Origin of the sequence: Acinetobacter sp. 766875, assembly GCF_000582055.1 — a bacterium.
In the GTDB taxonomy this organism is placed as follows: Bacteria; Pseudomonadota; Gammaproteobacteria; order Pseudomonadales; family Moraxellaceae; genus Acinetobacter; species Acinetobacter nosocomialis.
In genome coordinates this window covers 20836-43637 of the sequence record NZ_JEXX01000022.1, presented here as the reverse complement: position 1 = coordinate 43637, position 22802 = coordinate 20836, and the positions used below count along the sequence as shown (strand labels likewise).

Sequence of the window (22802 nt, the reverse complement as noted above, 5' to 3'; positions counted from 1 at the left end):
TATAATGGATAAAAAGTGAACATGAATAAAAAAGATTAATTTAAAAATATATAACCGATTTTATTCACTGAACATTTTGTAACTGTTTTATTGCAAATTCATGAATTTTTTATGAAAAACTTAAAAATTAACATCTATTTATGTGTCTTAAATATTTCCTTTTATTAGTTTACCTCTAATATTATCTTAGCATTAATTTTTTAAAGATCACCTGATTTTGATTAAGATTTAGTTTTCATCAAATATTCACACAGTATGCGTATTTTTTATGCATCTTAATTCACCAATTGATAAAAAATGACAACTTTAAATATATTATTTAAGACAACATCTTTATGTCTGGCGATGGCTTTATTAGCCGGTTGTAATGATAACAATGACAGTGATTCAAATACATCTGCGCCCCGAAGTAACCAGATTGTCGATATTTTAGCTTTTAATGACTTTCACGGAAATCTAGAGCCACCTAAGCGCTACGTTGATGCCGCTAACCCTAATGACGCCTCTCAAACAGTTCGTATTCCAGTTGGTGGTGTGAGTTACCTTGCAGACGCAATTAAAAAACTTAGAGCTCAAAATCCAAATAATGCTGTTGTTTCAGCGGGTGATTTAATTAGTGCTTCGCCACTCACTTCTTCATTATTTTTAGATGAGCCAACCATTGACGTCATGAATGATATTCAAATTGACTTTAATGCAGTCGGTAACCATGAGTTTGACCGAGGTACAGATGAGTTACGCCGTTTGCAAAATGGTGGATGTCAACAATATACAAGTACAGCACCCTGCCAAATTAATAAAAACTTTAGTGGAGCGAAATTTAATTTCCTTGCAGCTAACGTCGCAATGAAAAACGATGCAAGTAAAACTATTTTTCCAGCTTATAAAGTCAAAATGTATGGTGGAATTCCAGTAGCATTTATTGGTTTAACGCTTAAAGCGACTCCAAGTATCGTTTCTGCAGCCGGCATTAAAGATGTTGAATTTCGTGATGAAGCGGATACAGTTAATGCGCTAATTCCTGAACTACAAAAACAAGGAATTCAGGCAATTGTTGTGGTTGTTCACGAAGGTGCTGCACCAAGTACTAAACTTAATGAAAAAACTTGTGATGGCTTAAGTGGACCTATTTTAGGTATTTTAGATCGCTTAAATCCGGCAGTTGATATTGTTGTTTCAGGGCATACGCATCAATCTTATATTTGTGACTATGCAACTAAAAATCCAGCTAAGCCATTCTTACTTACTTCAGCTGGCCAATACGGCACACTTATTACCGATATTAAGATTGAGCTAGACGGTAAAACTGGCGATATCATTAAAAAAGATGCTAAACAAATTCCGATTCAAAGTGAGGCCTATACTTCAGGCACAACGACCGTAAGCCTTACAGATCTTTATCAAAAATTTAGTAAGACACCAAGTATTGAAGCGATTTTAGATAAATACCGTCAGGCGGTAACAACCATTTCTGGACGCGTAGTTGGAACTTCTACTGCTGTTGTGAGCCGTACTCAAGTCGAAAGTGGTGAAAGTCCGTTAGGCGATATGATTGCTGATGCACAACAAGCCTCTGCTCTTAAAGCAAGCGACCAAGGTTCAGACTTTACACTCATGAACCCAGGTGGTGTACGTGCCGACCTCTTAATTAATAACAATAACCAAATTACTTTTGGTGATATTTTTGCGGTTCAGCCTTTTGGTAACTCTATTGTGACACTGAGTTTAACCGGTAAACAAATTCGAGATGTGCTTGAGCAACAATGGTCTGGTGGAAATGCTAGCTCTCCTAAAATTTTACAGCCGTCTAAAGAGTTAAGTTATCAATATTCAGCAAACACAACCGTTTCACCACGAGCAAGCAATATTATGGTGGCAGGCTCTCCATTAGTTGATACGAAGGTGTACCGTGTAACGGTAAATAGTTTCTTAGCAGATGGTGGTGACAACTTCACTGTATTAAAAGATGGCCAGAACCGCGTTGGTGGCGGTCAAGATATTGATGCCTTTGAAAGCTATGTTGCTAAAAATTCTCCACTCATTATTCCGTCTACAAATCGAATTAAAGTCATCAAATAATTTCATTTAATGACGTATAAAGGACAGTACGAAGCTGTCCTTTATTTTTATATGAAAATTTAAACGAAATTTTTATTCAGTATAGAGGTTAAGTTCTACACTGCTGATGTCTGCTCCAGTATTTGCAAAAATAATATCCATAACTTCGTGCAATAGTTCCTTCACTTTTTCATGTTCAAAGCTTGAAGTTTCAGCAGTTTTTAGAGAAATCAGATTACAACTCATTTTGTCTTTTCTGAGTTTATAAATACTTTTACTTTTTCCCAAAAACACTCTTTTGACGAGTTTACGATTTTCAAATTCAGATAAAATTCGGTAAATGGTCCCTAGCGTTATTTTATATTCATTTTTAAGTTGTGCATAAATACTATCTGCACTTAAGCCATGTGGGTTCTCATTTAAAATTTCAAAAACATGTATTCTCGATTTTTTTATCGGTAGTCCATTTAATAATGATTTTGATATTGTCGTCATGTTAATTAACCTTAAAGTTTAGAAATATAGAAAGTTTTAAAAATTATTTTGTCTATATTTACCTGAAAATTATGGATATTTACTCACTAAAAAGCTCAAAGCCTATTCCCCTATGAATAAGCTTTGAGTCTAGATTTAACTTAGAAACTATAAGTCGCTTTCACAAAGTAATTGCGGCCATAAAGTTTGGTATTAAAAGTTTTGTTTTTATCTTCCAAGTCAACATCGGTCAGGTTTTTTACACCGTAGTCCAGTGTTAAACGTGGCGTAATAGGAGATGTAAACGTGACGTCATAGGTCGTATAAGCTGGTAATTCTTTAGTCGCTGAGTACATTTGTTTGCCGACATAACTCACGCCTGCATTTACACGGAAGTCTTGAACTGGTGCCCAAGAAATAGAGCCATTGGCAAGCCATTCTGGTCGTTCGGTTAAGTCTTTACCTGTAGTTTTGTTTTTTGCATCTAAGTATGTTGCGTTTGCCTTAACACCTAAATTGTCAGTGAAATCATATCCACCGTTGAGTTCCACACCTTTCAGTTCTGCGCGGCTCACATTGGTCCAGATTTTTCTAAAATCACCTACTAAACGCGGATCACCATCACTTAAGGTAATTGCTTCAATCAAGTTCTTTACATCGTTTTGGAAAACCGTAACGCCAGCATTCCAGTTTGGACGGGTCACAATTAAGGATGCTTCATAGTTTGTACTTTCTTCGGGTGCTAAATTTGGATTACCTCGAATATGACAGCTACCACCACATGAAATCATCGAGTAGTTAATATCTAGCTGAGCAGGTGCTGGTACTTTATATGCCTGTCCCACACCCCCTTTAACTATGACTCCTTCAGCGAGTTGATATGCTAAATAGGCTTTACCAGTCGTTTTACCATCAAAGTCATCAAAGTCGTCATAACGACCACCTAATGTTAAGGTAAGTGCATCATTAATATGGGTATCGTTTTGAACAAATATACCGTAGCTCTTTTGCTGATTCTTTCCAGTGCCGATATAACTTACGACATCTGTAATTTTCTGATCTTTATAATCAAAACCACTGGTCGTATTATTCATGAGCCAGTCAAAGTTGGCAAAAGCACGACCAATTAAATTTTCTTGTTTATAATTACGGCTTTGAGGTGCATCGTATTCACTATCATAGTCATAAATTTTAGCTGTTTCTTTACCGATATAAGCTTCTGTTTTACCCCAAGCCCATTTACCACGGTGAGCAATCCCCACATTGGTACGTTTCATTTCTGATTCTTGAATGGAGGTAGCTGCATCTTGAGTTAGCGGGCGTTTATCGTTGTTATAGCCCAAATCTAGATCTAAGGTTTGCTGGTCATTAATATTCCAGCTTAAAGTACCATTTACATTTTTGGTATCTTTTTCTACAAAATATGCACCATCTGGATCTGGCTGGCCCTTTCTATACCATGCATCGCGGTTATAAGCATCACCTGCCAGAGTGAAACTTAAATTATCGGTTAAACCACCGTATAGGTTAAACCCGTAACGGTACTGGTTTTTACCATCACCACGGTCTGCTCGGTTGTATTGACCAAAAATAGAACCGTGTAATTGTCCATCTTCTGCTTTTTTTGTAATGATGTTAATGACACCGCCCATCGCATCTGCACCATAGAGAGATGACATTGGCCCACGAATCACCTCAACACGCTCAATACTATTTAAAGGAATCGCACTCCAGTCAAAGTCATTGCCTCGCCACATGGCGCCATTAGATGACATGCGTTTACCGTTTAAAAGAATTAAGGTGTAGTTCCCTGAGGTATTTAGCATTCCCCGTATAACGATTTTATCTTGGCCACTGTTATAGTTATAAACCCCAGCTTGTTTTTGTAAAACATCGGCAAGGCTGAGTGCCGCGCTACGTTCAATATCTTCACTTGTGATTACACTAATCGATGCAGGTGCTTTATCTACATCTTGTTCTTTTAAAGCAGCAGAAACCACAATAGTTTTAAGTTTTTGAACAGGTTCATTTGTGTCCTGTTGGTCAATATCGGTATTTGCTTGGACTGCAAATGGAAGCAGTGTTGAGAGGGCGACCACCAGCGCCTTTTTTGTTAACGTCATTTCTCGGTCCTTATATTTTATAACGATTACCATATGATAATTGTTATCTTTTATGATGTGCCGAGCATGATAGCCCCATGACTTTTATTGTTCAAGATAAAAGTAATTATTATTTATATAATGATAATCATTATTGTTTGTTCGGTTTAAAAAAGTTAATATTGCAATTTGGTGTGCCTAAAAACCTATTGAAAACAAGATTAAAGTAGACATAACAATGCTCTCTCGATTTTTTATTTATCACCCTATTTTTGTATCTGTCATTGCCATCACTATTCTTATTTTTGGTTTTTTTTCTATTCGTGCAATGCCGGTTGAGCGTTATCCAAACCTAGCTCCTCCAAGTGTCACAGTGATTGCTAATTACCGAGGTGCGTCTGCTGAAACTGTTGAAGAAAGCGTAACTCAGATTTTAGAACAACAAATTAAAGGGCTAGATAACTTACTTTATTTCACATCAAATAATGAATCGTCAGGAACGGCCAGTATTGATATTCATTTTAAAATTGGTACAGATATCGATAAGGCACAATTACAAGTACAAAATCGCATTAACAGTGCATTAAACCGTCTACCTGAACAGGTCCAACGACAAGGGGTAAATATTTGGAAAACCACAGGTGATATGCTGTTAATTGTGGGTTTATACGATGAAACAGGAAAAGCCAGCAATATCGAATTATCGGACTATATGGTGAATCACTTTGAACAGCCTCTCTCGCAACTGCAAGGGATTGGTGAAGTTGATGTATTTGGTTCAAGTTATGCCATGCGTATTTGGTTAAATCCAAATCAGCTTAGAAATTATCAACTTATGCCGAGTGATATTGAACAGGCACTTGAAGACTACAATACCCAAATTGCTGCGGGTTCGATTGGTGCCATGCCTTCGGCTTCTGACCAGAATATTTATGCCAAAGTCACTGCAGGTTCTCGGCTAAAAACAGTCAACGATTTTAAATCGGTTGTGGTTAAAGCGAATGTAGATGGGAGCCTGGTTTATTTAAAAGATGTAGCAAGAGTCGAGTTAGGTGCCGAAAACTATGAAAGTATTAATACGCTAAATGGTTACCCTTCTGCTGGTTTAGGCATTTCACTCAGTCCTGATGCGAATGCGATTGAAACCTCTGCTCTCATTAAAGCAAAAATTGAACAGCTCAAGCAGCATCTACCTGCTGGATATAAAATTGTTTATCCACGTGACAATACACCATTTATTGAAGAGTCGATTAAACAAGTCATTATTACTTTGCTTGAAGCAGTAGTTTTAGTCGTCATTGTCATGTATCTCTTTTTGCAAAATTGGCGCGCTACACTCATTCCCACCATTACTGTTCCTATTGTGATTTGCGGTACCTTTGTTGTGTTGTATTTGTCCGGAATGAGCATTAATACCCTTACCCTGTTTGCACTGGTTTTAGCAATTGGTTTATTGGTTGATGACACGATTGTAGTGGTTGAAAATGTTGAACGGCTTATGCATGAGCAACAATTAAGTGTTCGAGATGCATGCTTAGCATCGATGCAAGAAATTAGCGGTGCATTGATGGGTATTACCTTAGTACTAACCGCCGTATTTATCCCGATGGCTTTTTTTAGTGGTTCAACGGGCATGATTTACCGCCAGTTTTCAATCACCCTAGCGGCTGCGATGTTGTTATCTTTATTGGTAGCCATGTTTATTACGCCAGCTTTGTGTGCTGTCTTATTAAAAAAACAAACTCAAAAACCTAAATGGGGACAAAAACTTGAGACTTTGCTTGAAAAAGTTAAAGTTGGTTTTAGTTTTTTAGCAACAAGTTTAATCAAATTTAAAGCACTTTCATGTCTTGTAGTGTTAGCTTTAGTTGCTGTTTTAATTGTGATTTACCGTAGTTTGCCGACGAGCTTTATTCCAAATGAAGATCAAGGTTTGTTGGCTGTGCCTTATAGTTTGCATAACAGTGCTTCTATGAGCCAAACACAAGAAGTAGGTAAACTGGTCAATAACTATTTCTTTGAACATGAAGCTAAAAATATTAATACCGTACTAGTAGTTAATGGACAAAACTTTTCAGGAAGCGGTCCAAATTTAGGCATGGCGTTTGTTTCCTTAAAGCATTGGAATGAACGTAAAGGTGAAGCTAATACTGCAAGTGCTATTCGCGAACGTGCGCAAAATTACTTGCAAAAAAACTTACCCGCTAAAGTTATGGTGGGTATGCCTGCAAGTGTTTCTGGTTTGGGCCAATCTGATGCCCTAGAACTTTGGCTCAGAGATGTAAATGGTCAAGGACGCAATGAACTCATTAAACAATATAAAGCTTTAGAAAAAGAATCTCACAATTATCCTGCTTTTGAAAATTTAAGCCCGCTTGTAAGTGAGAATAAAGCTGAGGTTTTCATTCAGCTCGATCAGAATAAAGCCAAAATATTAGGGATTGATCAACAAGCGATTCGCTCAACCCTATCAACTGCTTGGGGTGGAAACTATGTGGGTGATTTTGTTGAAAGAGGCAAAATTAAACGAATTATTATGCAAGGTGATGCTGAGTTTCGTTCTAAACCTGAAGATTTAGCTTATTGGCACGTCCGTAATAATACAGGTGGAATGCTTTCTCTTGCGCATTTTGGTCGAAGCGAATGGATTGGTGGCCCGGAAACCTTAACGCGATTTATGGGGCTTGCTGCCATACAACTTGAAGCAAATGTCAGTTCTGGCTTTAGTTCAGGTCAGGCAATGCAACAGTTAAGTGATATGGTGAGCAAACAATCTGGTGTAGATGTCGCATGGAGTGGCCTTTCTTTACAAGAGCAGCAATCGAGCCAGCAAGCCTTATTTTTATACATTATCTCTATTTTATTTATTTTCTTATGTTTAGCCGCTTTATATGAAAGCTGGAAAGTACCTCTTATTATTTTACTAGGACTTCCACTAGGAATTACTGGAACTATTGTATTTGCTCAAATTTTTAACTTACCAAACGATGTGTATTTCCAAATCGCGTTACTAACGGGTATTGGTTTGTCTTGTAAAAACGCGATTTTAATTGTGGAGTTCGCAACTAAAGCCATAAAACAAGGTAAAGGCTATGTTACTGCTGCGTGTGAGGCTTTAGCTTTACGCTTACGTCCAATTTTAATGACGTCTTTAGCTTTTGGTGCAGGTGTTATTCCCCTTGTCGTTGCCACAGGTGCTGGTGCCGTGAGTCGCCATGAAATTGGTATGAGTGTATTTGGCAGTGTAGTTATAGGAACCGTACTAGTCCCTGTATTTACGGTCTTTTTCTTTGTTTTTGTACATAGTTTACCGGTTTTAAAATGGTCGCTTGGTCGTGTATTTAGATATAGAAAAGATCATTCATCTTTATAAAATAAAAAAAGCAGATCAATGATCTGCTTTTTTTTTGATTGATTAAATTTAAGCTACTAGTTTCTCAATCCATACTTCTAATGTAGGTTGTTCTGCCAAATCTTCAAAGCTTACCTGAGCACCATAAGCCTGCCATTTACCCACTAAAGTCATTAAGCGAACTGAATCAAGCCCAAGCATGAGTAAATCATCATTTAACTGAATGTCTGAAGCTGGAATTTGTAATTGTTCACTTACCGCGAGAACAATTCCTTCTGGGGTTAAGGGTGAGGCTGCTTGTTCGAGTTCCCAAGCACGAGTCACTTGTTGAGTTGTCATCACCTGAGCACAACGTGTACTCGCATATTTTAATGCCATATCGTGCTCTTCGCGACTAAAGTCAGCGAGTGCATCTCCACATAAAAATGGTTGTATGTTTAGCATAAATGCTTCTGCGGCACTCATGAGACAGCCAATATGGGCATAAACACCACAAATAATGAGCTGATCACGGCCCGACTCACGCATGAGTTGTTCAAGTGGGGAAAACTTAAATGCGCTATAACGCCATTTTGTTAAAACGGTATCATTTTTCTGAGGTGATATTTCCGGCAAAATCTGAGTAATATACGGATCATCTTTTAAACCGGTTCCCCAAAAATCGGTCAATAGTTGGCGGTGTTCAGGCGTCTGATTACCGGGCTGTGCAGTATAAACCACTGGAATATTAAATTTACGTGCGGTTTCAATCAGTTCTTTGGTATTTCTAATGAGCTCGGGAATAGGTGCTTGAGTTTGGTCATAAAAATCTAAAAAATACTGCTGCATGTCATGGACCAATAACACAGCGCGATTGGTATGTAACTGCCAATGGGTTTTATTGGGCGTAAACTCATGGGCTTGAGGCATACTGTAGCTAGCAATTTTGGGAATACTCATTAAATTTTCCTTTTTTATCTTTAGGCAAGAACATTGGTTTTAGTTTCAAGTTGTTGACGTAATCTTTTTTTGTCGATTTTTCCAAAAGCTGTATATGGAAACTGCTCGATAAATTCGACACGATCAGGAATTTTGTAGGTAGCAAGCCCATAGTCTTTCAGATGTTGTCGAACTGACATCGCAAGGCGAATTGGACTTGGATCATCGGGTTGTGATTGCCATGCCACGAAAGCACAACTTTTTTCACCCATAACTTCATCGGGCATAGCAACCAGCGCTGCCAAGCGGATTTGTGGATGAGTTAATAACGCTTGTTCCACTTCTTCAGTTGCAATTTTTTCACCAGCACGATTAATTTGTTCTTTTGAACGCCCTTCCACAACAATGCAGCCATCTTCACGGATACGGACTAAATCGCCTGTGCGATAAAAACCGTCTGGTGTAAAAGAACGAGCATTATGCTCCGGTGCTTGGTAATAGCCGCGAATGGTATAGGGGCCACGAGTGAGCAAATGCCCTACTTGTCCAGCTTCTACGGGTTGGTCATAATCATCTAGTACTAAAATTTCATCATCTGGCGAGATTTTTAAACCTTGGGTATGAATAATTTGTTCTTTTGACATGCCAAAACGGGTGTAGTTCACAAGCCCTTCAGCCATTCCAAAGACTTGTTGCAAGTTAACCTTAAACTCATCAATTAAACGTAAGGCAACGGCATCGGGTAAGCGTGCTCCACCGACTTGCAAGCAACGTAGAGTTGATAATATTGAATCTTGATCTTTGGCTGCTTTATCCATCCACGGTCGAACCAAGGCAGGAACTAAACAAGCATCTGTCACACCATGTTTTTTAATAAGTGGAAATGCAGTTTCAGGGCTTGGATCTGTACCTAAAACCACCGCGCCACCAGCATAAAAAATGCCTAAAGAACCAGCCGAGCTCATTGAAAAGTTATGTGCCGCAGGTAAAACCATGAGTAAGCGTGATGACTGATTAAGTTGGCAGATTTTGGCACTCTCACGCACACTGTAGAGATAATCATCATGAGTACGTGGAATCAGTTTTGGAACACCTGTGCTGCCCCCCGAAAGCTGTAAAAAAGCCACTTGATCTGCTGTAGTTGGCGAGATTGCTTCCGCTAGAATTTCTGTTTCTTTTAATAGATTTTCGATAGCAACAAAATTGCCAGCATCTCCAAGTACAAATACATACTCTAAGCAAGCTGCTGTTTGCTGAAGCTTTCCTGCAAGCTCTCGGTAGTCAAATTTTTGTGCACCAAAATCTGCACAGAAATAAGCTTTTGCTTGCGTTTGTTTAAAAAAGCTACTGAGTTCAGCATATCGATGGGCAGGCAATGACATGATAGGTAAAGCACCTAATCGAATCAGTGCGAAAAATAGAACATAGAACTGATAGTGGTTTGGCATTTGTACGACGGCTTTATCACCCGCACGTAAGCCATAGTGATATAAATGGCTTGCACAACAGTCAACTAAGTTGTCAAATTTTTCATAGCTAACAGCTTTATCACCATCATAAATTGCAATATTTTTCGCATACTTTTGAGCACTTTCCCGTAAAAAGTCACTCAGATTTTGCCCAATCCAATAGCCTTTTTTACGGTAAGCCATGGCAAATTCTTCTGGATATGGCACAGCGCCCTCTAAATACTTTATTGTTGTCATCTGTATATTCCTTATCGTGGTAATTGGTCTGGTGAAATGTGCAAGCCATCAAGTACAGTACGGAACTTTGCAGCAGTTTCAGCATGTTCAGCTTGTGGACGTGAGGCTTCCACAATTCCTGCACCGGCAAATAAACGGGCAATATTTTGATAAATACGAGCACAGCGCACGGTCACAGACCATTCACCATTACCTTCGGCGTCGGCCCAACCCATGGTTCCAGCGAATAGTTCACGATTAAATGGTTCAAGTTGCTGAATCAAATTTTTTGCTACGGAGCTTGGCTCACCACAAATTGCAGGTGTTGGATGTAGACGTTCAATTAAGTCAAAAACATGAGTATCGGCTTGCTTAAGCTCGCCCGTAATGTGTGAGGCCAAGTGCCAAAGACGTTTGGTGCGAATAAGTGAAGGTTGTTTGGGCACATGTAGTTGCTTGCAGAAAGGTGTAAGTTCATCGGCAATCATTTCGATGACAAGAGCATGCTCATGCTGATCTTTTTGTGAAGCAAGTAAAGCTCTTGCATTATTTTGGTCAACAATTGGATCATCATCGCGTGCTAATGTGCCCGCAACAGGTTTACTCCAGATTTTATTATTTTGCTTTGCAATTAATAGTTCAGGACTTGCACCAACAAACCAACCTTCGCTTTGAGGGTGTCTTGCGACTGCATAGTTATATCCTTCAGGATTATGCTTGGCCAAGTTATAAAATACATCTGAGACTGGAAGATTCTCTTCAAATTCAAGTTGTAAAATACGAGCAAGTACTGCTTTATCTAGCTTTTGTGCCCGCATTTGTTGTACTAAATATTCAACCTGCTGTTGATAGTGTTCACCTGAAGGTAAATAATCGGCCTGCTTTAAGATTAAGTCATCAAGATTAATATCAGTTTGTGAAAATAAAGCTTTCTGGTAAACCTTGGCATCTTGCATTAGCATTAAATTGACATCTGCCGATGAACCAAATGGCAACCCACCCATAACCTTGGCATCGCTATAACCATCTGCAATTGCTTGTTGTAATTGTAGACGGGCTTCGTTTAGCCACTCTTTTAGCTGAGTGTCTTTTGTAACCTCAATATCTTTAAGTTTTTGATGACTCGATATGATGTATTCAGGAGTCGTAAATATAAAACCAGCGTTATCAGTGCAATTTAAAACTTCTTTTGTGAGTGTAATTCTGCTTTCAGTAAAATTTTCTCGTTGGATAAAATACGGATGCTGTACCGACATCTCGCAACTCCTTATAAAATTATTTTGTTGTGATGAATTAATATTTAAACGCCTAATGTGGCTCCCCCATCGACCACAATTTCTTGCATAGTAATTTGTGCTGCTTGGTCTGAAAGTAAAAAGCTAACGGTATTAGCGATATCTTCAGGCTGGGCAAGTTTTCTAAGTGGAATGCCAGTGCGGTACTGGTTTAAGTCGCCATCAATAACAGCAGGTGGAGGCGAATTGTCTGTCCAAAGCTGTTGTTGCATTTGCGTTAAAGTAGAACCTGGCGAAACGATATTGAGTCTGACTTGATGAGGTGCGATTTCAAGTGCAAGATTACGGCAGTAATGGCTCAGTGCCGCTTTACTCGTTGCATACATGCCGAGCTGCATACGTGGCATACGTGCACTATTTGAGCTAATAGTGACAATACTTCCCTGTTTTTTTTCACAAAAGTGCTTGGCAAGTAGTTGACTAATTGCGATGGGTGCCATGACATTCACCGCAAAAAGTGTTTGCCAATCTTCCGGTTTTGCTTCAAGCATAGAACGCATAATTAATATGCCCGCTGCATTTACTAAGCCTGTAATGTTGTGCTTTTCCAAAAGCTCTGCAATCAAATTTTGAGTAGTTTGTTGCTGTGTAATGTCTTGTGAAATTCCTTGCCAACGTGATATTTCACGGTTTTCTAGCTTTTGAATGATTTCCCATTGTTCTGGGTTTTCCTGTTGATCAATACCAATCACTTGATGCCCTTGCTGCAATAATTTTTTTGCAATAGCAGCTCCAATACCTCTTGCAGCACCTGTGACCACGATGGTAGAGCTCATATTTAACTCCTGTTTGAAGCGATATTAAATTGCGCAACATAATTGCAAATAATTATCATTATTATCAAGTGTAATAAATATCAAACATATGATTACAATCTAAATCCAGCTATTTATTAACCATAATTTTAAATTAAGTTATTGTTTTTAATTAATATTATAAAAATAAGCATTTCTTTATTGATTATAATGATAATTGTTTTCATTTACTAATGAGAATCATTTTGATAATTTGACCGCGCTTTCTTGTCGAGATGGACTCAAAATGAAGCCATTTTCTCATCCTTTACATCCCCTATTTCAACAACTCAATGTTGGGAGTGAAGTCTGGTGGAATACCATTAAAAAAGTAGGTAGCCCACTCGTTAACCTACAAAAAAATAAAGCGCTATGTACCTTTGTTTGGCGTAGTGCTGAGTCTAAAGAAAGTATTGGTGTTTACATCGATATCTATTCACAGAGCCCTTCTATCTATGAAAAGTGGAATCGTTTTAGCCATATAGCTGGAACGGATGTGTACTTTTTTGAAATAGAACTTCCTCTAGACTGGTCTGGGAGTTACGTTCTAGTTGTCACGAAAGATGAAGCTCCAAACACAACCTGTACTACTACTCGACGTCAGTGGTGGCAAACACAACTAAAGGAAAACGCTCAAATTGATCCTTTAAGCCACCAAGCAGTTTATACAGGACATTTAGCGCGTTATATCAATCAGATTCAACTCAAAAACACAAAATCTTTAATAGGCGATTGCCGAATTACAAAGACATTTAAATGGTCAAGTCGCTTATGCCAACAAGATTACTTGGTTGATATTTTTATTAGTGGTGAATTAGCAGAAGAAAATCTGCCATTAATTATTTTGCTTGATGGCCAAATCTGGAGTCGAGAGCTTTCTCTTCTTCCTGAAATTCAACATCTAACTATTTCATATAAGATTCGACCAGCAGTTTATGTTTTTGTTCATAGTTTAAATAGCCAACAACGTCAGCGAGATTACGGATGTCATGATCTGTTTTGTCAGGCACTTTTAAATGAGTTAATTGAACAACTTATTCAAAAATACACCTTTATTTCACATCAAAACATTACATTGAGTGGGCAAAGCCTAGGCGGGTTATGTGCACTTTATAGCGCTCTGCTTTATCCAGATATTTTTCAGCGGCTAATTTTGCAATCCGGATCTTATTGGTGGTCGGATTTTTCAAAAAGTGCTTTAGCCAAAGAACACATAGGTAACCTTTTAGAATTCGTTAAAAAATCTCCAAATGCTTTATCTCAAAAAGCACAGATTTATATCAGTGCAGGCATCTATGAAACCGATATGCAAGAAGATGCACTTCAACTTTACCAACAATTGCAAGCATTTAATGATGTGAGTTTCCACTGTTTTGCAGGAGGCCATGATCCTGTGAACTGGCGCCCAGACTTACTTAAAGCATTGCAAGTTTTTCTTTCACTATAACCATTTGTTTCATCAAGGATAACAATACTATGAGTAACTTACAGGAAAATTATATCAATCCATTTGATAACGAAAGTTTGTCTTTTCAAGTTCTAAAAAATCAGCAAGGTGAATTTAGTTTATGGCCTGCGCAGCATCCCATTCCGTCTGGATGGGATGTGCAGTATGGTCCTGACACACGGTCTTCATGCATTGCTTATGTAGAAAAGCATTGGTTAACCATTAATCCTTTTCATCAAGCGTAATGGAGAGCAGCTATGAATCAAGCATTACATAATGAGTTTACCCAAGATATTTCTGGTCCAACACGTTTTGAGCTGGCTTCTACACAATTGGGGATATTTCTAGCCGATCATTTAAGTTCTATTAACGATCTATATACTATTGCACACTGTCTTGAACTGCCTAAATCAGTTGATCTTTCATTATTTAAACAAGCCATTCAAATCGGTTTAAATGAGGCTGATACGGTTATTGCTTCATATTCATCTGACCCGTCAAAACCTTTTATTGAGCTTAATCATCAGGTCCAAATACAAATAGAGGAGTTTGATTTTTGTCATTTAACACCTAAAAAAGCTCAGCAACGCTTATGGGATTGGATGCCAACCGATCGGTTATGCGCAAAATCACTCAAAGAAACCGATAATCACTTATATCGTCAGGTGTTATTTATTACTCATAATAAAGTGTATTGGTATCAGCGTTATCACCACATCATGCTGGATGGTTTTAGTATGATTAACCTGACAAAACGTATTGTTGATTTGTACCAGCAATTGCAAGCAGGAAAAGCTCTTAACCCTTCGCCTTTTATTGATGTTCAACAGGTTATTCAAGAACGTCAAGCTTATGAAAATAGTCATCAATTTAAGCAAGATCAAAATTTCTGGAAGACATATTGCCAAGATTTACCAAGTCCTGTCACTTTAAGTACGCATCATTTAGCATCAAAAACTACTGCACAATTTGTTAAACATCATCTTCGTTTTTCTTCAGGAATTTTAGCCCTGATACAACAGATTGCTTCAAATCTCAAAGTTGGTTTGAATGACATGATGATGTCATTGTCATTACAATATATTTATAAAATGACCGATAAAGCAGAATTGGTTGTTGGTATTCCATTTATGCGCCGTTTAGGTTCAAAAGCAATTCGCTCCACTTTACCAGCGGTAAATGTCTTACCGGTAAAGTTCAGTGTGAGTGAAAAAGACAGTTGGGCGAGCTTAGCGCTGCATGTGCAGGCACAATTGCAACAGATACGTCCACATCAAAAATATGATGCTGAACAAATTTTAAGAGATTTAAATAGTATCGACATTCATGAACGAATGTATGGCCCTATTTTAAACTATAAAGCTTTTGACCAAGATCTGGTGTTGGATGGTGAAAAAGTTAAAACACACCACATTTCTACAGGTCCAATTGATGATTTTGAGTTTTCTTTTATTGTTCAAGATCAAGAACTCATTATAGAACTGCGTGCAGATGCAGAGCGCTATACACAAGATGAGCTCTTTATGCATGGGCAACGTTTAACTCTATTGCTTGAACAAGCGCTGATTCAACCAGAACAAGAATGGAATAGTTTTAATATTACCCCACAGCAGGAACTTGCTGCCCTGACTCAAAGTGGTATTGGTCCGCGTATTAGTCATCCTGAACAATATAATAATGTTCTAGATATTTTTTATGAACAAGTTAAAAAGTATCCCGAACGTACGGCAATTGTGAGTGGCGAACGTCCAAATCTTGAGCATCTTAGTTTTGCTGAGCTTGCAGTACGCGTGAATCAATTGACTCGTTTTTTACAAGAAAATGGTGCTAAAAAGCAAAAGGTTATTGCTGGGGCTATTCCTCGTTCGATTGACTCAGTTGTGGTGATGTTATCTGTACTAAACTCTGGTGCGAGTTTCTTGCCTGTAGATTTAGATTATCCAATCGATCGTATGCAAATGATGTGTGAAGATGCTAACCCATTATTTGTATTAACTACTCAAGAACTTGCACAAAAGCTACCGCAAAATATTCCGCAGTTATATCTTGATCATGAAGATGTTCAAATACAAATCCGAAAGCAAGATGCGAGTGATATTCCTGCCGAAAATCGTAAATTTAATTTCCAAGACGTCGCTTATGTAATTTTTACCTCGGGAAGTACTGGTCGTCCTAAAGGTGTAATGAACACACATGGTTCTTTACTTAACTTAATTTTATCGCATAAACCAACCATTTACTGGCCTGTATTAGAAGCTGTAAATCAGCGTTTCCCTAACCGTCCACTACGTGCAGCGCATACACACTCTTTCTCGTTTGACTCATCTTGGTTGCAAGTTTTCTGGATGTTATGGGGCCAAGAGCTACATATTTTTGATGAAAATATGCGGCGTGATGCATTTGGTTTAGTGCAAGAGATTCAGCAACGACAAATCGATACACTTGATTTACCGCCATCTTTTTGTGCGCAAATGATGACGAATGGCTTATTTGCTGAAAACCAGCATCAGCCAACGCTTATTTTAATTGGTGGTGAAGCTGCACCGTTAGCTTTATGGCAACAACTTAATGCTCAGCCTGAACTTTTTGCTCATAACTTATATGGCCCAACGGAATATACGGTTGATACTTTCCGAGCAGAATTAAAACAGACAGCTCGCCCTGTTATTGGTAACCCTATTGGTAATACACAAGCCTATGTACTCGATCGTCATTTACAACGATGCCCGACTGGCGTTATTGGTGAGCTTTATATTTCTGGTTTTGGGATTGCCAACGGTTATTTAGGTCGCGCGGACTTAAGTGCTGCCCGCTTTGTAGCAAATCCATTTGAACATGGACAGCGTATGTACCGTACAGGTGATTTAGTTCGCTGGAATAACGTGGGTAAACTTGAATTTATGGGACGCTGTGATGATCAGATTAAAATTCGTGGTTATCGTGTGGAGATTGGTGAAGTTGAAAATGCGCTTTCGATTTTAGCCAATGTTGAAAGTGCTGTCGTGATTGCAGAACCAATTAATAATAGTCATCGTTTACTCGGTTATTGTGTAGTCAAAAACATTGAACTTGATGAAAAAACCAGTGAGCAATTAAGTCAGCAATATCTAAGTCAGTTACGTCAAAACTTACCTGAGTACATGGTGCCTTCTGCCCTAACGGTTATGTCCGAATTTCCACGAAATGTAAGCGGCAAAGTCGATAAAAAGGCGCTACCACGTCCTCAAATTCGTACCCATAGCCGAATGCCCGAAACACCTGAACAGCAACTTCTATGTCAAATTATTGCATCTGTTCTTAAGCTTGATGCTATTGGAATTGATGACGACTTCTTTATGACAGGTGGTGATAGTATTTCTGCGATTATGCTTTGTACTCAATTGCGCCAACGTGGGTACGGCTTAAGACCAAGTGATGTATTCCAATTTAAAACAGTCGCTGCTATAGCACAGCAACTCAGCCGACTAGATGAGCAACAAGCAGCCATTTCAAAACCGTTATTTTCAGCTGACCTAGAACAAAAGGTTCAAGAAAAATATGGTAAAAACAGCACTATTTTACCATTGCTTCCTTTGCAAAAAGGCATGCTGTTCTTGTCTCAAGTTGAAAAACAATCGAATTATAATGCTTTTACTCGTCTTAGCTTAAATGGAGACATTGATCCGGTACGTTTGCAGCAAGCGTTGATTACTGTATTAAAACGTCATCCTCAACTAGGTGGACATTTTGATAGCGAATTAGCTGAAGAACCTGTTTTTATTTATTCATTACACCCTACTCAAGCTTGGCCAGTTCAGTTTTGTTCAGTCACTCCCGATCTGCTTGAGCAAAGCATTCAAGAAGTCTTACAGCAGCCGATTCACCTTGACCAACCTTATGGCCTGATTCGGGCAACCTTAATTCAACACGCTCCTGAACAGTCAGAACTATTGATTATGGTGCATCATCTGTTAACAGATGGCTGGTCAACTCCACTATTTTTACAAGATTTTATTAAGGCCTATCAGCAAGTTAACCAGCCATTGCCTGCACTTGAACATAGTTATGAAAAGGTCATTAAAGCCTTATCTGCACGTGACCATGAAATATCAAAAGTGATATGGCAACGTGATTTAGCTGATTTGCAGCCACTTATTTTATTTAATCAACCAGAGAAAGCTGTACAGGAAACTTCATATCGTTTAAGTGCTGAGTTGGGTGCAAAACTTCAGCACAAATTACGCCAGCAAGGCATCACGCTCAATGTTTTCATGCAAATGATTTGGGCAATAACCTTAAATATTTATGCTCATCGTGAAGATATTGTATTTGGTACACCTGTTTCTGGGCGTTCAGCACCTATTAATGGTTTAGAACAGCAAATCGGATTGTTTTTAAATACGATTCCAGTGCGTGTGAAGCTCAACATGCAGCAATCACTTTGGGAACAATTACCTCATTTACAGCAATTGCATGTTGAACATTTAGAACATGATGGTTTAGGCCTACACGGTATTCAACAATTAATAGCTCAAGGCAATCTTTTTGATAGTTTATTAGTTGTAGAAAACTACCCAGATAGCCAATATTTACAGCAAAAACTTGGTAATGCTGCAATTTCAAAGCTCACAAATCGCGGTTATAGTCACTATCCACTTGCGTTACTGGTCATCCCTGATCATCAAATTGAGCTGTTGCTCGAACAGCGTGGTGTAATTGATCAGCCTGAGCATTTCCTTGAGCGAATGATTCAATTAATTGAAATCGCATTAAATGAACCGGAGACTTGTCTAGGTCACTATTGCTTACAACTTGCTGGGGAGCGTGGTTTAATCCAGAAAGTTAATCAAACTCAACATGAAGTTCCTCCAACAACCTTACAGCAATTACTCAGAGAACAAGCTCGAAATACTCCCGAAAAAACAGCGTTATGTGATGAATATCATCAGCTTAGTTTTAGTGACGTACGTTTTCAAGTTTGTGCTTTAGCTCAGCAATTACAAAAAATGGGCGTGCAGGCTGGAGACATAGTTGCCGTTGCCCTGCCAAGATCAATCAAACTCAGTATTGCTATTTTAGCGGTGATTGAAGCAGGTGCAGCTTATTTACCTATTGATTTACAACATCCGTCTGAGCGCATCAAATTTATGTTGCAGGATGCCAAATCTAAACTTGTGATTGGCGAACAAAAAGATCTAGCTGCTATTGCCCATCCATCAATAGCTACCTGTGCTTTTAATGAATTGTTTGATGAAACAAAGGTTGATTTAAGTAGTTATAAAACGACAGTTATTACCCCACAACATCCGGCATATTTAATCTATACATCGGGTACAACAGGCCAACCCAAAGGTGTCATGGTTTCTCACCACGCCATTGTGAACCGTATTTTATGGATGCAATCAGAATATCCACTGTCAGCCAACGATACGATTTTGCAAAAAACGCCATGCACTTTTGATGTCTCTGTATGGGAATTTTTCTGGTCATATTTAGTTGGTGCACGATTGGTTATGGCACCTGTAGATGCACACCGTGATCCATTGGCATTATTAAGCCTCATTCAAAAATATCAGGTAACGACATTACATTTTGTACCTTCAATGTTGGCTGTTTTTGAAAATGCTGCTACCGAAATTTTGTCATCTGCTCAGCTCCAAAGTTTGCCAATCCGCCGAGTATTCTGTAGTGGTGAGGCATTACCAACGGCTTTAGCAAAATCATTTACCGAGCACTTTAGCTGTGAGCTGCATAACTTATATGGCCCAACAGAAGCTGCGGTAGATGTGAGTTATATGGACGCAACACTGGGATTACACCCAGAAGAAAGTAGCGTTGCAATTGGCTATCCAGTCTGGAATACCCAGCTTTATATCTTGGATCAATACTTACGCCCTGTTCCTGTTGGAGTAGATGGTGAGCTTTATTTAGCAGGTCATCAATTGGCTATGGGTTATTTACATCGAGCGGACTTAACAGCAACACGTTTTGTGGCAAACCCATTCGCAGCAGGTCAACGCATGTACCGCACTGGTGATATTGCCCGATGGCATGCAGACGGCAGTATTCAATATGTGGGCCGTGCTGATGACCAGTTAAAGATACGTGGGCAACGTATTGAATTGGGTGAAATTGAACAGCAATTACGCTTACTCAGTGGTCTTGATGTGGTTGTACATCCTATCTCTTCTGAGCAAAATAAAGCTGATGTTCAATTGGTGGCTTACTTGCAAACAACAGCACCTGTAGACGTCGACCAGTTAAAGAAACAATTGGCGAAACAGCTTCCTACATATATGGTGCCGACACACTATATGTTGGTCGAGCAATTTCCATTAAGTCATAATGGTAAGCTGGACCGTAAAGCACTGCCGCAACCACACCTTACTCCTTCAAATACAGAAAAACAGTACGCCACCACTGCTTTTGAACATGAACTGACACGTATTTTCCAGCAAGTTTTAAATACAGATCAAAATATTGGTGTTAACGAAGATTTCTTTGCGATTGGTGGACATTCCATTTTGGTGATGAAGCTTGCAATTGAAATCCGAAAAGTATTTAAGCGGACCATTCCAATTGGCCAATTGATGAGTCATGTCACGATTCAACGTTTAGCGGCTTTACTTCTTACACAAGAACGTTTGGCAGAAGTTGAACAAACTGGCATGCAACCAATTTTACCCATCCGTTCTGGTTCTGGGCATCCATTGTTCTGTTTCTACCCAGGTTCTGGTTCAGCATGGCAATATACGGTTCTGAATCGTTATCTGCATTCTGATTTGCCTATTATCGGTTTGCAGTCTCCTCGACCAGATGGCCTATTGGCAAATAGCAATGACATGGACGAACTGGTTGAAAAACAACTTGAGATTATTCGCAAGCAACAACCAACTGGACCTTATACATTACTAGGTTATTCACTTGGCGGCACTGTGGCTTATGCAGTTGCAGCGAAGCTCACTGAACAAGGTGAAAAAGTTGATTATCTCGGCTTATTAGACACTTACCCTTCTGAAATTCATCAGTGGTTAGATTTGTCGGTAGAGGAAATGAATGCAGAAGCCGAACAAGAACAGCTTCAATTCTTCAATGATATTTTAGCAGATGCAGATACGGCATTAAGTGAAGAAACCCGCCGTTTACAAGAGGATATTTTTGCGAACTATCGCGATGCCGTCCGTTTATTAAAACCTTATAAGATGCCGAACTTTGATGGTGAACTACACTTAGTTGTCGCTGAAAAAGACTTGCTGCCGTATATCCAACCAGAACAACAATGGTCACCTTTAGTTAGAAAACTTAATATTATTCGACTAAGTGAAGCGGACCATACCGATATATTGTCTCCACAGCAGCTGGAAACACTTGGCCCGATTTTAAACCGCATGATTTGTCAGGCGCGCGGTTTAGAGGAGCACACGCCATGAGCTTCAAATCTATATTGACCGATTTTAGTCTTTTAAAACGTAATGCTCATTTCCGACATGTATTTATTGCCCGCACATTGTCATTGTTAACCATTGGCATGTTGGTCGTGGCTATTCCAAAACAAGTCTATGACATTACGGGGAACTCGCTTAACGTTGCCGTCGCAATGGCTTTTGAAGGCATAGCCATGTTTATTGGCTTGTTACTTGGTGGTTTGCTGTCAGATCGCAAAGATCGAAAATGGCTGATTTTATTAGCACGTGGTGTGTGTGGTTTAGGCTTTGCAGGCCTCGCCATTAACGCCATGTTTGAGCACCCTTCGCTCTATGCCATTTATTTTTTATCGGCATGGGATGGTTTCTTTGGTGCACTAGGCGTAACGGCAATGATGGCGATCATGCCTGTGATTGTAGGGCGCGAGAATATTGTACAAGCCCGTGCGATCAGTATGGTATCCGTACGTCTTGCAACCGTTATTTCACCAGCAATCGGCGGTATTTTAATTGCTGCTAGCGGTGTTGCGACCGTGTATTGGGTCTCAACGGTGGGTACTTTACTTACCGTATTTTTATTAATGGGACTGCCTGCACTTAAACCACAACATGCATCAAATGGTGAGAGTCCTCTTCGCCAATTAGCTCAAGGGTTTAAGTTTGTTTTTAAAAATAAAGTGGTTGGTAGCACGATTTTAATTGGAACATTGCTGAGTTTTAGCAGTGCTATTCGTATTATTTTTCCGCAAATGGCAGATGAAATTTTTCACGGCGGCGCATTTGAACTCGGACTTATGTATTCGGCCGTGCCTTTAGGCTCGACTTTAGGTGCATTACTGAGTGGATGGACAACAAAGTTACTCAAACCCGGCTTAGTCATGCTATATACGTGCTTAGGTGTTTTTAGTTGCATGATTATGATTGGACTTTCACCGTGGCTCATAGTGACTTTACCAATTTTATGTGTGTTTGGATATTTGATGTCGATTGCCAACTTGCTTCAATACAGTATTGTGCAAGGACATACACCTGATGAATATTTAGGACGTATTAATTCAATCTGGCTCGCACAAGATGCATTAGGCGATTCGATTGCCACTACAACTTTAGGCCTTTTAACTCGGTTTTTACCAATATCAGGAAGTATTCTCTTCTTTGGCATACTAAGCTTTGCAGTAGGATTTATGTTCCTATTCAACTCTCAAGATATGCGTGAAACAGGATTCCAAGATCCTAAATTACAAGAAAATTAAACCCTAAATAAAAAGAAGGCA

At 39.0% G+C, this 22802-nt stretch carries 12 protein-coding genes and 1 pseudogene; 6 read left to right on the top strand and 7 right to left on the bottom strand.

From position 1 onward, the window contains the following. Positions 1-297 precede the first annotated feature (297 nt). Positions 298-2079: a bifunctional metallophosphatase/5'-nucleotidase gene (locus J576_RS15795; RefSeq protein WP_002049997.1), complete on the top strand. Its 1782-nt coding sequence runs from the start codon at positions 298-300 to the stop codon at positions 2077-2079. A 72-nt stretch (positions 2080-2151) separates the two neighbouring features. Here J576_RS15795 and J576_RS15790 read toward each other — a convergent pair whose 3' ends face one another. Further along, a complete protein-coding gene (locus J576_RS15790) occupies positions 2152-2553 on the bottom strand; it encodes a Fur family transcriptional regulator (protein ID WP_002049876.1) in 402 nt (133 codons plus the stop codon). Between the two features lie 140 nt (positions 2554-2693). Beyond that, a complete protein-coding gene (locus J576_RS15785) occupies positions 2694-4655 on the bottom strand; it encodes a TonB-dependent receptor plug domain-containing protein (RefSeq protein WP_002050202.1) in 1962 nt (653 codons plus the stop codon). Between the two features lie 217 nt (positions 4656-4872). Here J576_RS15785 and J576_RS15780 point away from each other — a divergent pair, with 217 nt between their 5' ends. Next, positions 4873-8007: a multidrug efflux RND transporter permease subunit gene (locus J576_RS15780; protein ID WP_002050147.1), complete on the top strand. Its 3135-nt coding sequence runs from the start codon at positions 4873-4875 to the stop codon at positions 8005-8007. Positions 8008-8055: 48 nt separating this feature from the next. Here the strand turns inward: J576_RS15780 and J576_RS20475 are convergent, their stop codons facing one another. The 5 genes and pseudogenes from J576_RS20475 to J576_RS15760 all read right to left on the bottom strand — a co-directional run bounded on the left by J576_RS20475 (position 8056) and on the right by J576_RS15760 (position 12660). Beyond that, positions 8056-8256 carry a phosphopantetheine-binding protein gene (locus tag J576_RS20475; RefSeq protein WP_371508613.1) on the bottom strand — a complete coding sequence of 67 codons (201 nt, stop codon included), beginning with the start codon at positions 8254-8256 and terminating at the stop codon, positions 8056-8058. A gap of 18 nt (positions 8257-8274) precedes the next feature. Further along, positions 8275-8925: pseudogene (locus J576_RS15775) on the bottom strand (isochorismatase family protein); the annotation flags it as partial. Between the two features lie 20 nt (positions 8926-8945). Then, positions 8946-10610, bottom strand: coding sequence for a (2,3-dihydroxybenzoyl)adenylate synthase (locus J576_RS15770; RefSeq protein ID WP_002049939.1), 1665 nt, complete (start codon positions 10608-10610; stop codon positions 8946-8948). Between the two features lie 11 nt (positions 10611-10621). Continuing rightward, positions 10622-11845, bottom strand: a complete 1224-nt coding sequence (locus J576_RS15765; RefSeq protein ID WP_002050011.1) for an isochorismate synthase — start codon at positions 11843-11845, stop codon at positions 10622-10624. A gap of 44 nt (positions 11846-11889) precedes the next feature. After that, entirely contained in the window at positions 11890-12660 is a 771-nt protein-coding gene (locus J576_RS15760) for an SDR family oxidoreductase (protein WP_002049772.1), read from the bottom strand. Between the two features lie 265 nt (positions 12661-12925). Between J576_RS15760 and fes the strand changes: the two genes are divergently transcribed. From fes to entS, 4 genes are read left to right on the top strand one after another with little or no spacing between them, the layout of a single operon-like run. Then, positions 12926-14125, top strand: a complete 1200-nt coding sequence (fes, locus tag J576_RS15755; protein WP_002050139.1) for an enterochelin esterase — start codon at positions 12926-12928, stop codon at positions 14123-14125. 29 nt (positions 14126-14154) lie between these two features. Beyond that, the gene (locus J576_RS15750) at positions 14155-14370 is read left to right on the top strand and encodes an MbtH family protein (RefSeq protein ID WP_002050039.1); all 216 of its coding nucleotides are present in this window, start codon (positions 14155-14157) and stop codon (positions 14368-14370) included. A gap of 12 nt (positions 14371-14382) precedes the next feature. Further along, positions 14383-21534, top strand: coding sequence for a non-ribosomal peptide synthetase (locus J576_RS15745; RefSeq protein WP_002049885.1), 7152 nt, complete (start codon positions 14383-14385; stop codon positions 21532-21534). After that, complete coding sequence (gene entS / locus J576_RS15740) at positions 21531-22781, top strand: enterobactin transporter EntS (protein ID WP_002050059.1); 1251 nt, start codon at positions 21531-21533, stop codon at positions 22779-22781. Before J576_RS15745 ends, entS begins: the two co-directional genes overlap by 4 nt. Positions 22782-22802: the final 21 nt, after the last annotated feature.